This is a genomic window from Curtobacterium sp. ISL-83, assembly GCF_018613895.1.
In the GTDB taxonomy this organism is placed as follows: Bacteria; Actinomycetota; Actinomycetes; order Actinomycetales; family Microbacteriaceae; genus Curtobacterium.
In genome coordinates this window covers 170,626-182,329 of record NZ_JAGGPH010000012.1, presented here as the reverse complement: position 1 = coordinate 182,329, position 11,704 = coordinate 170,626, and the positions used below count along the sequence as shown (strand labels likewise).

General features: G+C 71.4%; 10 protein-coding genes. 9 read left to right on the top strand and 1 reads right to left on the bottom strand.

All coding sequences use genetic code 11. The features are described from left to right. Positions 1–56: 56 nt before the first annotated feature. Positions 57–1,112 (top strand): hypothetical protein, encoded by a 1,056-nt coding sequence (locus J7E22_RS12255; RefSeq protein WP_214982003.1) that lies wholly within the window; start codon positions 57–59, stop codon positions 1,110–1,112. An 18-nt stretch (positions 1,113–1,130) separates the two neighbouring features. Here the strand turns inward: J7E22_RS12255 and J7E22_RS12250 are convergent, their stop codons facing one another. Beyond that, positions 1,131–2,123, bottom strand: a complete 993-nt coding sequence (locus J7E22_RS12250) for an asparaginase (RefSeq protein ID WP_214982002.1) — start codon at positions 2,121–2,123, stop codon at positions 1,131–1,133. A 100-nt stretch (positions 2,124–2,223) separates the two neighbouring features. Between J7E22_RS12250 and J7E22_RS12245 the strand changes: the two genes are divergently transcribed. The 8 genes from J7E22_RS12245 (at position 2,224) to J7E22_RS12210 (ending at position 11,476) form a co-directional block, all read left to right on the top strand. Further along, the gene (locus tag J7E22_RS12245) at positions 2,224–2,733 is read left to right on the top strand and encodes an OsmC family protein (protein ID WP_308159236.1); all 510 of its coding nucleotides are present in this window, start codon (positions 2,224–2,226) and stop codon (positions 2,731–2,733) included. 6 nt (positions 2,734–2,739) lie between these two features. Next, on the top strand, positions 2,740–3,708 hold the full coding sequence (locus J7E22_RS18270) for an FKBP-type peptidyl-prolyl cis-trans isomerase (RefSeq protein ID WP_214982000.1): 969 nt from the start codon (positions 2,740–2,742) through the stop codon (positions 3,706–3,708). A gap of 6 nt (positions 3,709–3,714) precedes the next feature. Further along, positions 3,715–4,800 (top strand): 1-deoxy-D-xylulose-5-phosphate reductoisomerase, encoded by a 1,086-nt coding sequence (gene dxr, locus J7E22_RS12235; protein ID WP_214981999.1) that lies wholly within the window; start codon positions 3,715–3,717, stop codon positions 4,798–4,800. 79 nt (positions 4,801–4,879) lie between these two features. Next, a complete protein-coding gene (locus tag J7E22_RS12230; RefSeq protein WP_308159235.1) occupies positions 4,880–6,208 on the top strand; it encodes a site-2 protease family protein in 1,329 nt (442 codons plus the stop codon). Positions 6,209–6,242: 34 nt separating this feature from the next. After that, a complete protein-coding gene (locus J7E22_RS12225; RefSeq protein ID WP_214981997.1) occupies positions 6,243–7,724 on the top strand; it encodes a cytosine permease in 1,482 nt (493 codons plus the stop codon). Continuing rightward, the gene (locus tag J7E22_RS12220; protein ID WP_214981996.1) at positions 7,721–8,275 is read left to right on the top strand and encodes a cysteine hydrolase family protein; all 555 of its coding nucleotides are present in this window, start codon (positions 7,721–7,723) and stop codon (positions 8,273–8,275) included. The genes J7E22_RS12225 and J7E22_RS12220 overlap by 4 nt, the downstream gene beginning before the upstream one ends. Before the next feature lie 98 nt (positions 8,276–8,373). Continuing rightward, on the top strand, positions 8,374–9,507 hold the full coding sequence (ispG, locus tag J7E22_RS12215; protein WP_214982084.1) for a flavodoxin-dependent (E)-4-hydroxy-3-methylbut-2-enyl-diphosphate synthase: 1,134 nt from the start codon (positions 8,374–8,376) through the stop codon (positions 9,505–9,507). 217 nt (positions 9,508–9,724) lie between these two features. Continuing rightward, complete coding sequence (locus tag J7E22_RS12210; protein ID WP_214981995.1) at positions 9,725–11,476, top strand: proline--tRNA ligase; 1,752 nt, start codon at positions 9,725–9,727, stop codon at positions 11,474–11,476. The last annotated feature ends 228 nt before the right edge of the window (positions 11,477–11,704 follow it).

Sequence of the window (11,704 nt, the reverse complement as noted above, 5' to 3'; positions counted from 1 at the left end):
CCACATCTGCGGCTTCGAACTGCCCGCTGCCTCCGCTGTCGTGCTCCGATGGGGGCATGTCCCTGTTCGTCGCCCGGTGCTTCCTCGTGACCGGCGCTGTGCTGTCGGTGCTCGTCGGGGTGTTCGCGCCGATCGCCGATGCGGGCCGTCTCGCGTTGATCGCGGCGGGGGCAGGATGCGCGGTGCTCGACGTCGTCCTCGCCCGGTCGTCCGTCGACGGGGCCGACGATCCGCCAGTGCCCGTCCTCGCTCGTGCCGTGCCTGCGGAGGCGACGGCGCAGACGGCAGGTCCGGCAGGTCCGGTAGGGACGGCAGGTCCGGCAGGGACGAGCGGGCCGGGAGGCACGGGATCGCCCGCAACGCTGGGCGCGCTCGGAGCGGCCAGCGCTGGTGCGGCGGGGGAGGCGGTCGGCTCGGACCACACGGCCCCCGGATCGCTGGTCCCCAGCCGGGCCCTCGTCCCCGGCCACGCCCTCGTGCTCGGCCACGGGATCGTGCGGGGGCAGGTGGGTGGACCTCCGGAGGTGGTCGGCGTCCACGAGCGGCACGTCCTCGTCGTGGGACAGGGCGCCCTGGCACAGGCGGTGTTCACCGCGGTCGCCGAGCAGGTGCGCCGTGCCGCCGGACGCGACGACATCGTCCGGCGGGTGGGTCCGCCCGGCGATCACGTTCGTGCCGGACCGATCGCGCGGGGGCGCGGTGACGGCTGCGCGGGCGATGGGGCACGGAGCGTCGGGTCAGCACGCGCCGGCGGGACCGCCGTTGTCCCGGACGGCGTCGCCGTGGCCGTGCGCCTGCGCAGCACGGGTGAACCGATCACGACCGTCGTGCTGGTGCCGGGGCTCGGCAGCGCTCCCAGCCGCTGGGACGTGGCGATCGAGGTCTCGCGCTACGGATGCCTGGTCCGCCGACCCGGCCGCGATCGCCGCGACCACGGCAGCACAGGGCGGCACCACGACCGCCGTGACGGGACGACTTGCGCCGATCGCCTTCCCGGTTCGGACGGCTCGGACGGCTCGGACCGCTCGGGCGCTGCCCTGGCGTCGGCCGATCGAACCGTTCCGACCCTGATCGCTCCGGTGTTGCCGCTCGTCAGGGTCTCCGGAGGCTGACGTGCGCTCGACGACGGGTCAGCGCAGCCCGGACCCCACGCGCACCGCACCCACCGGAACCCCGCCGCCGAGCACCCGCTCACCGGTCGCCGCCATCACGCCGGCGACACCCTCGGCCGACACCATCCCGTTCCGCTCCAGCAGGGTCAGCGCCGCGAGGGTACCCGCGCGCTGGGACCCGTCCAGCGTCTTCACCGCGACGGCCGCGCCGCCGGGGAGGCCCATCACCATGACCCCCTCGGCGCCGAGCTTCGCCAGCACACCGAGCCGCTCGATGGTCACCGTGTTCGCGCGCCCCACCCCGTCGATCGCCCACGGATGCGCGAGCACGGCATCGGTGAGCGCGGCCGCTCCGTCGTCCGACCGCGCAACCACACCGGCGAAGCCCCGGGCCAGTCCTGCGAGCGTGAGCGGGAAGACCGGCGCACCGCAGCCGTCGGTCCCCACCAGGTCGACGACCTCGTGGGTGAACTCCTCCACGGTCTCACGCACCCGCTGCTGCAGGGGATGCGTGATCTCCAGGTAGGTCCGCTCGTCCCACCCGTTCACCCGGCAGGCCGCGAGCATCCCCGCGTGCTTGCCCGAGCAGTTCATCGCGAGCCGCCGCGGTTCCGTCATCGTGCGGGCAGTGGCCCGGTCGAAGGGCATGTCCGGCGGGCAGCGGAGGTCGTCCTCGACGTGGTCGAACGACTCGAGCATGTGGCGTGCGATCGCCTGGTGCGCTGCGGTCCCGGCGTGGCTCGCCGTGCTGAGCACGAGCTCCTCGGCGTCGAACACGGCCCCGGCCCGGCGGACCGCGAGCGCCTGGAACGGCTTCATGGTCGATCGGGGGTACACGCTCGCGCTGCTGTCACCGACCGCGTCGATCACGGTGCCGTCAGCGGCGACCACGACCCCGGCGCCGATGTGGCGGCTCTCGTCGAACCCGTTGCGATCGAGCACCGCCAGCTCGACCGACCCGTCGGCGGTGAGAGGATGGCGATCAGTGCGGACATCGGAGCTCACCGTCATGGCGCCACTGTACCGAGACGTACGGCGGCCGACACCACCGGCACGCGCGGCACCGGCACCCGTACCGACACAGACCGAACCCCGACGAAGGGCGACCCCCGTGACCGACCACTCCTACGAGGTCTCCGTCCACTGGACCGGCGACCGCGGCACCGGCACGAGCGGCTACCGCGACTACGGCCGTGACCACGTGGTCCACGCCGCCGGCAAGACCGACATCCCCGGCTCCGCCGACCCCACGTTCCGCGGCGACCGCGACCGGTGGAACCCGGAGGAGCTCGTGGTGGCGGCCCTCGCCCAGTGCCACATGCTCAGCTACCTGCACGTCGCGGTGCAGCAGGGATTCACGGTCGTCGACTACCAGGACCGCGCCACCGCGAGCCTGGACCTGCACCGGGACGGCTCCGGCGAGCTGACCGTGGCGACGCTGCACCCGGTGGTGACGATCCTCGAAGCCGATCGTGTCGCGGACGCCGAGGCAGCCCACGGGGAAGCGAACCGACTGTGCTTCATCGCCCGCTCGGTCGCGTTCCCGGTCCACCACGAGGCGACGATCCGCGTCCGTTCCACGCCACTCGCAGGCGAGTCTTCGACAGGTGCGGCAGACTGACCCCTCGTGAAGCGTCTCCGCCTGCTCCCGATCGTCCTCGTCCCCGCCGTCGTGCTGGGACTCGCCGCGTGCTCGTCCTCCGGATCGAACGCGACGGCCTCGCCGAGCGCGTCTGGCGGCGCCACCCCCGCGCCCATCACGTCCTGCCCTGACCCCGGCACGGCGTCGAAGGCGATCAAGGTCTCCGGTGCGGTCGCCTCGAAGACGGCGCCGACGGTGCAGTTCAGCAAGGGCCTGACGGCGACGCCGCCCCAGGCGAGCGTCGTCAAGCGGGGTTCGGGCAAGTCGCTGAAGAAGGGCGACTACGCCCAGGTCTCGTACGCGGTGTACAAGGCGTCGGACGCCAAGAAGCTCGGCGCGGTCGGGTTCGACCAGGGCAACCCCCAGGTGCTCTCGGTCGGTGGAACCGGCTTCGGTGCGCTGCTCGCCTGCTCCAAGGTCGGTGAGCGCATCGCCGCCGTGGGCGAGGCCGCCGCGCTCGGGTTCAACACCGGCGGCGAGATCGTCGTGATCGCGGACGTGGTCGCCCAGACCCCCACGAAGGCGACGGGCAGCACGCAGCCGCAGGACCCGAAGCTCCCGACGGTCAAGGACAAGTCGAACGGCGAGCCGGAGATCACGGTGCCGTCGGGCGTGCCCGCGCCGTCGAAGACCACGGTCGAGGTCCTGAAGCAGGGCACCGGTGCTGCGATCGCTGACGGTGACACCGCCCTCGTCCAGTACAAGGGCGTCCTCTACGACGGCGGCAAGGAGTTCGACTCCTCGTGGTCGAAGGGCGCTCCGACGACGTTCACGATCGCCGAGGGCTCCCTCATCAAGGGGTTCGTCACCGGCCTCGTCGGGCAGAAGGTCGGCTCGCAGGTCCTCATCGTGGTGACGCCCGCCGACGGCTACGGCGCGAGCCCGCAGGAAGGGTCCGGCATCCCGAAGAACGCGACCCTGGTGTTCGTCGTCGACATCCTCGCCAAGGGCTGACCGGGCGTGACGGACCGTCGCCGCATCGTCGTCCTCGGCAGCACCGGCTCGATCGGCACGCAGGCGCTCGACGTCGTCGACCGCAACCCGGACCGGTTCGAGATCGTCGGCCTCACCGCGGGCCGGAACGCCGAGCAACTCGCTGAGCAGGCCGCCCGCTACGGGGTGCGGGACACCGCCCTCGGCGCCGAGGACTCCGAGCGCCTGGTCCGCAGTGTCGAGGCCGACGTCGTCCTCAACGGCATCACCGGTTCGGTCGGTCTCGGCCCGACGCTCGCCGCCCTCGAGACCCGGGCGACGCTCGCGCTGGCGAACAAGGAGAGCCTGATCGTCGGCGGATCGCTCGTGCAAGCGGCGGCCGCCCCCGGCCAGATCGTCCCGGTGGACAGCGAGCACTCGGCCATCGCGCAGGCGCTCCGTTCCGGTGCCGATCCGGAGGTGCGTCGTCTCGTCCTGACCGCGAGCGGCGGCCCGTTCCGTGGTCGCTCCCGGGCCGAGCTCCGCGACGTCACCCCCGCGCAGGCGCTCGCCCACCCGACGTGGGACATGGGCCTCGTCGTGACGACGAACTCGGCGACGCTCGTCAACAAGGGACTCGAGGTCATCGAGGCCCACCTGCTCTTCGGCGTCCCCTACGACCGCATCGACGTCACGGTGCACGCGCAGTCGATCGTGCACTCGATGGTCGAGTTCGTCGACGGTTCGACGATCGCACAGGCCTCGCCGCCCGACATGCGGTTGCCGATCGCCCTCGGTCTGGCGTGGCCCGACCGGGTGCCGAACGTGGGCGTGCCGCTCGACTGGACGACCGCGAGCACCTGGACGTTCGAGCCGCTCGACACGGACGCCTTCGGTGCGGTCGCCCTCGCCAAGCGCGTCGGTGCGCTCGGGGGCACGTACCCCGCCGTCTTCAACGCCGCCAACGAGCAGGCGGTCGCCGCGTTCCACGCCGGAGCCATCGGGTTCCTCGACATCGTCGAGACCGTCGAGCGGGTCGTCGAGCAGCACGAGCCGGGGGAGTCGACGCTCGAGGGCGTCCTGGCAGCGGAGCGATGGGCGCGCGGCGCCGCGGACCACGCGCTGACGCGCTGACACCGCCGACCGGGAGGCACGCCAGACCTCTCAGGGCACGCTCGGCTCGGTCATGGGCCGGGTCCCGTACCCTTTCCCGGTGACCGTCGAATCCGTCCTGCTCTTCATCCTCGGCGTGGTCGTCTTCATCGTCGGCCTGCTGGTCTCGATCGGACTCCACGAACTCGGGCACCTGTCCTTCGCGAAGCTCTTCAACGTCAAGGTGACGCAGTACTCGCTCGGGTTCGGCAAACCGCTCTGGTCGTTCCGACGGGGCGAGACCGAGTACGGCATCCGACCGATCCTGCTCGGCGGCTACATCTCGATGGTCGGCATGCTCAAGCCGCGGGCCTCCGGACGCGAGATCACGAACACCGGGTTCTACAGCGCCTTCGTGCAGGACGCCCGGCAGGCCAGCGCGGAGCAGATCGCGGAGTCCGGCGGTGAGGACGCCCGGGCCTTCTACCGCCTCACCCCGTGGAAGCGCATCATCGTGATGGTCGCCGGTCCGGCGATGAACCTGGTGATCGGCATCGTGCTGTTCGGCGTGCTCCTCGTGGGCTTCGGCGCACCCACCACCACCTTCACGTCGAGCGTCGACTGCGTGCTCCCGACGAGCCAGTCGACGGCGTGCTCGTCCAGTGACCCGGTCTCGCCCGCCAAGCAGGCCGGCATCCGTGCCGGCGACGTGGTGCGTTCGGTCGACGGGCGACCGGACCCGACGATCGCGGAACTGTCCGCGGTCTTCCAGCGCTCCGCGGGCAAGCCGGTGCGGGTCGTCGTCGAACGGGACGGCGCCGAGAAGACGCTCCGGATCACCCCCACCACGGCCACCCGCGACGTGTACGACGCCAACGGCACGCTCGTCAAGAACGCGGACGGCTCGACGAAGACCCAGCGCGTCGGGGTCGTCGGGGTGAGCATCGGGCAGTCGCTCGTCCGGCAGTCGCCCGCGGCCGTGCTGCCCGCGACCGGAGCACAGATCGGCGCCTCGGCACACCTCATCATCGACCTGCCGCAGCGCCTGGTCGCGGTCTGGAACGCCGCGTTCGGCAGCCAGGCCCGGTCGCAGGACAGCCCGGTCTCGGTGGTCGGCGTCGGGCGGGCCATCGGTGAGGTCTCGTCGATGAGCGGCGTCCCGGTGGTCGACAAGGCCTACACGATCCTCGGACTACTGGCCTCGCTCAACATCGGGCTGTTCGTGCTCAACATGGTGCCGCTCCTCCCGCTCGACGGCGGGCACATCGCGGGTGCCCTGTGGGAGGCCGTGAAGCGCCGGTCGTTCACGCTGCTGGGCAAGGCCGACCCGGGCCCGATCGACCTCGCGAAGACGATGCCGCTCACCATGGTCGTGGTCGTGCTGCTCGGTGGCATGAGCGCGCTCCTCATCTACGCCGACATCGTCCGGCCGGTCAACCTGTTCGGGTAGTCGCACGCGGGTCGGTGCCCACTACGCTCACTCCATGAGCATCGCTCCGGAGGTCCGGGCCGTCGAACGGCAGGGCATCGACGTCATCGCAGAGTCCGACCGCAAGGGGCGCCCGCGAGGGCTGTTCTGGCCGTGGTTCGCCGCGAACATCTCGGTCCTCGGGCTGAGTTACGGGTCGTTCGTGCTCGGGTTCGGCATCTCCGTCCTGCAGGCGACGATCGTCTCCGTGGTCGGGGTCGTGTTCTCGTTCCTGCTCTGCGGCATCGTCGCGATCGCCGGCAAACGGGGTTCCGCACCGACCATGGTCCTGAGCCGTGCTGCCTTCGGGGTGCGCGGGAACCGGCTGCCGTCGTTCCTGAGCTGGATCCTCACGGTCGGGTGGGAGACCGCGTTGGCCGCGTTGGCCGTGCTCGCCACGTCGACCGTCTTCCGGGAACTCGGGTGGGATGACGGCGTCGTCACGAAGCTCGTCGCGCTGCTGGTGGTCGCCGCGCTCGTGATCGGGGCCGGGATCGCCGGGTTCGACGTCATCATGCGGCTGCAGACGTGGATCACGGTCATCACGGCCGTGCTCACCGTCGTCTACGTCGTGCTCGCGGCGCCGTCGATCGACACGGGCGCCCTCGCGGCGCTCCCGGCCGGCAGCACGCAGAACGTCATCGGCGCCCTGGTCCTCGTGATGACGGGCTTCGGGCTCGGCTGGGTGAACGCCGCCGCCGACTACTCCCGGTACCTCCCGCGGTCGTCCTCGACCCGCGGGGTCGTCTGGTGGACGACCTTCGGCGGTGCCCTCGCGCCGGCCGTCCTGGTCGTCGTCGGGGTCCTCCTCGCGGGGTCGTCGAAGGACCTCTCGAAGGCCATCGGCGCCGACCCGATCGGTGCGCTGACCACCCTGCTGCCGGTGTGGTTCCTCGTACCGTTCGCGCTCGTCGCGATCCTCGGGCTGGTCGGCGGTGCCGTGCTCGACATCTACTCCTCGGGCCTGGCGCTCCTGAGCGCCGGCATCAGGATCCCGCGGCCGGTCGCGGCGGGCGTCGACGGCGTGTTCATGATCGCCGGCGCGATCTACGTGGTGTTCTTCGCCCAGTCGTTCATCCAGCCGTTCCAAGCGTTCCTCGTCACCCTCGGCGTGCCGATCGCGGCGTGGTGCGGCGTCTTCGTCGCCGACGTCGTCCTGCGTCGGACCGCCTACGCCGAGGACGAGCTCCACGACCGACGCGGCCGCTACGGGGACGTCCGCTGGGTCGCGATCCTGCTCGTGGTCCTCGGCACCGCGCTCGGGTGGGGTCTCGTGACGAACACCTACGGCGTGCCGTCGTGGCTCAACTGGCAGGGGTATCTGCTCGGTCCGTTCGGGCTCGGTGGCCGCACCGGGGCGTGGGCGTACGCGAACCTCGGCGTGCTGGTCGCCCTCGTCGTCGGGTTCCTCGGCACCCTGCTCCTGTCCCGACGGACCGTCCGAGCCCAGGAGTCGGCGCACCAGCAGGAGTCCCGAACGCAGGAGTCCCGCGCGTGACCGTCGCCGAGGACGCCTGGCTCGTCGTCATCGACATGCAGCAGGTCTTCACGGGGGAGAGCCCGTGGGCCACCCCGCGGTACGACCACGCCTCCGTCGGGATCGAGCACCTGCTGCCCCGCTTCACCGGGCGCACCGTCTTCACGCGCTTCACGGCGCCGGCGCGACCCGAGGGTGCCTGGGTGCCCTACTACCGCGAGTGGCCGTTCGCGCTCGCCCCCGCGGCGGACCCGATGTGGCGGCTGACGGAGCCGTTCGCGTCCGCCGCATCCGACCGTGGCGACCCCGTCGTCACGGTGCCGACGTTCGGGAAGTGGGGGACGAGCCTCCAGGCCGTCGTCGGTGACCACCCGCACCTGGTGCTCGTCGGCGTGTCCACGGACTGCTGCGTGCTGTCGACCGCGCTGGCGGCGGCGGATGCCGGCGCGACCGTGACCGTCGTGGCCGACGCCTGCGCCGGTGCGAGCGACGAGGACCACGAGCGTGCCCTCGCCGCCATGCGGTTGTACGCACCCCTGATCACCGTCGTGGACACCATCGCGGACCTCTGAGCGCCGCGTCGGAACGGCCGGTCGGGGTACCCGACGCGTCCACCTGACGTCCCAGCCGGGCGCGTAGAGTACGGACCGTGCCCGCAGTGAACCTCGGTATGCCCAAGAGCCCCGAAACCCTCGCCCCCCGACGCAAGTCGCGACAGATCCGGGTCGGCAAGGTCCTGGTGGGCGGCGACGCCCCGGTGTCCGTGCAGTCGATGACCACGACGCCGACGACGAACATCAACGCGACGCTCCAGCAGATCGCGGAGCTCACCGCCTCCGGCTGTGACATCGTCCGGGTGGCCGTCCCGAGTCAGGACGACGCCGACGCGCTGCCGATCATCGCGAAGAAGTCGCAGATCCCCGTGATCGCCGACATCCACTTCCAGCCGAAGTACGTCTTCCAGGCGATCGACGCCGGGTGTGCCGCGGTGCGCGTGAACCCGGGCAACATCCGCAAGTTCGACGACCAGGTCGGTGCCATCGCCCGCGCCGCGAAGGACGCCGGGGTGTCCCTGCGCATCGGTGTGAACGCCGGCTCGCTCGAGCCGAGCCTGCTGCAGAAGTACGGCAAGGCGACGCCCGAGGCGCTCGTCGAGTCCGCGGTGTGGGAAGCCTCCCTGTTCGAGGAGCACGACTTCCACGACTTCAAGATCTCGGTCAAGCACAACGACCCGATCATCATGGTCAAGGCGTACCGGCAGCTCGCCGAGCGCGGTGACTGGCCACTGCACCTCGGCGTCACCGAGGCCGGCCCGGAGTTCCAGGGCACGATCAAGAGCGCCACGGCGTTCGGCATCCTGCTGGCCGAGGGCATCGGCGACACCATCCGCGTGTCGCTGTCCGCCCCGCCCGCGCAAGAGGTGAAGGTCGGCCTGCAGATCCTGCAGTCGCTGAACCTCCGGGAGCGCAAGCTCGAGATCGTGTCGTGCCCGAGTTGCGGTCGCGCGCAGGTCGACGTCTACCAGCTCGCCAACGACGTCACGAAGGGGCTCGAGGGCATGACCGTCCCGCTCCGCGTCGCGGTCATGGGCTGCGTCGTGAACGGCCCGGGCGAGGCCCGAGAGGCCGACCTCGGCGTCGCCTCGGGCAACGGCAAGGGCCAGATCTTCGTGAAGGGCAAGGTCGTCAAGACCGTTCCCGAGTCCGAGATCGTCGCGACGCTCATCACGGAGGCGAACCGCATCGCAGACGAGATGGGGCCGGCCGCGGCCCCCGGGACCGTCCAGGTGATCACCGCGCCGTAGCGCGCAGCCGATCCGTCCGGGAGGCGCAGTGCCAGCTGGCACTGCGCCTCCCGTCCGTCCTGCGGCCGGTCCCGCGACCGCGACCGAAGGGGTTGATCGGCTGGTGCGAGGTCGTGCCGCCGCACCGAGCGGTCAACCTCGCACCACGTCGTGTCCCTGCCGCGGTGTGCGCCGCCGGACCCGCCAGCCCGCCCCGAAGCGCCGCTAGGCTTGCTCCGTGGTCACTCGGCTCTCGCATCTGTTCCTCCGTACGCTCCGCGACGACCCCTCCGACGCTGAGGTGACGAGCGCGAAGCTGCTCGTCCGCGCCGGCTACGTCCGTCGCCAGTCCCCGGGGATCTTCGCGTGGCTGCCGCTCGGGCTCCGGGTGCGCCGCAAGATCGAGGACATCATCCGCGAGGAGATGGTCGCCGCCGGCGCGCAGGAAGTCCTGCTGCCCGCGCTGCTGCCCCGCGACCCGTACGAGGCGACCAACCGCTGGACCGAGTACGGCGACGGCATGTTCCGGCTGCAGGACCGCAAGGGCGCCGACTACCTGCTCGCGCCCACCCACGAGGAGATGTTCGCCCTCCTCGTCAAGGACCTGTACTCGTCCTACAAGGACCTCCCCGTCACGCTCTTCCAGATCCAGGACAAGTATCGCGACGAAGCCCGGCCGCGCGCCGGACTCCTGCGCGGCCGCGAGTTCACGATGAAGGACGCGTACTCGTTCGACCTCACCGACGAGGGCCTCGAGCGCAGTTATCAGATCATGCGCGACGCCTACGAGAAGGTCTTCACGCGCCTCGGTCTCGAGTACGTGATCGTCAAGGCCGACGCCGGCGCGATGGGCGGGTCGAAGTCCGAGGAGTTCCTCCACCCGATCGGCGTGGGCGAGGACACCTTCGTCCGGAGCGCTGGCGGGTACGCCGCGAACGTCGAGGCCTACGTCACCCCGGTGCCCGAGGCCCTGCCGATCGACGGCCAGCCCGAGCCCGTGCTGCTGCCCGCCGCGGACACCCCGACGATCGACACGCTCGTCGCCCACGCGAACGAGGTCGCTCCGCGTGACGGTGCGCCGTGGACCGCCGCGGACACGCTCAAGAACGTGGTCCTGGCGCTCACCCACCTCGACGGCACCCGCGAGGTCGTCGTCGTCGGCCTCCCGGGTGACCGGGACGTCGACCTCAAGCGAGCCGAGGTGGCGTTCGCCCCGGCCGAGGTCGAGCCCGCCGGCGACGACGACTTCCGGAAGCACAAGGGCCTCGTCAAGGGGTACATCGGGCCGCAGGTGATCGGCGCCGAGTCGGCGACCGGCCTCCGCTACTTCGTCGACCCGCGTGTCGTCGACGGCACCAGCTGGGTCACCGGCGCGAACGAGCGCGGCGTGCACGTGTCCGGCCTCGTCGCCGGTCGTGACTTCGTCGCCGACGGTGTCGCCGAGGTCTCCGACGTCCGTGCGGGGGACCCGGCACCGGACGGCTCCGGTCCGCTCGAGACCGCGCGTGGCATGGAGATCGGTCACGTGTTCCAGCTCGGCCGCAAGTACGCCGAGGCCCTCGGGCTCAAGGTGCAGGACGAGAACGGCAAGCTCGGCACGGTCACCATGGGTTCGTACGGCATCGGCGTCACCCGCATCCTGGCCATCCTCGCCGAGGCCCACAACGACGAGAAGGGCCTGACCTGGCCCAAGGAGGTCGCTCCGTTCGACGTCCACGTCGTCGCGACCGGGCGGGACGAGGTCGCCTACGACCTCGCTGCCGGCATCATCGCCGAGCTCGAGGGGGAGCGGTACGACGTCCTGTATGACGACCGGCCGAAGGTCTCGCCCGGCGTGAAGCTGCGTGACGCGGAACTCCTGGGCGTGCCCGTGGTCGTCGTCGCCGGTCGGGGCGCTGCCGACGGCGTCGTCGAGCTCTGGGACCGCCGGAGTGGGGAGCGCCGCGAGCTGCCCGTCGCCGAGCTGCTCGAGGCGGTCCGCGCGATCTGACGCGGCGCGCCGCTCGCCGCATGCCGCATGCCCGGAACGGGCCCGTCTCCTCGAGGCGGGCCCGTTCCCACGACACGGCTCCGTTTCCGTGAGACGGCTCCGTCTCCGTGAGACGGCTCCGTTTCCGTGAGACGGGCCCGTTTCCGTGAGACGCCGTCTTGCTCGCCAAACGCCGCGGTATTCGGCGGCGTCTCGGCACAGGCGCGGTGTCTGACCAGGACGCGCGCG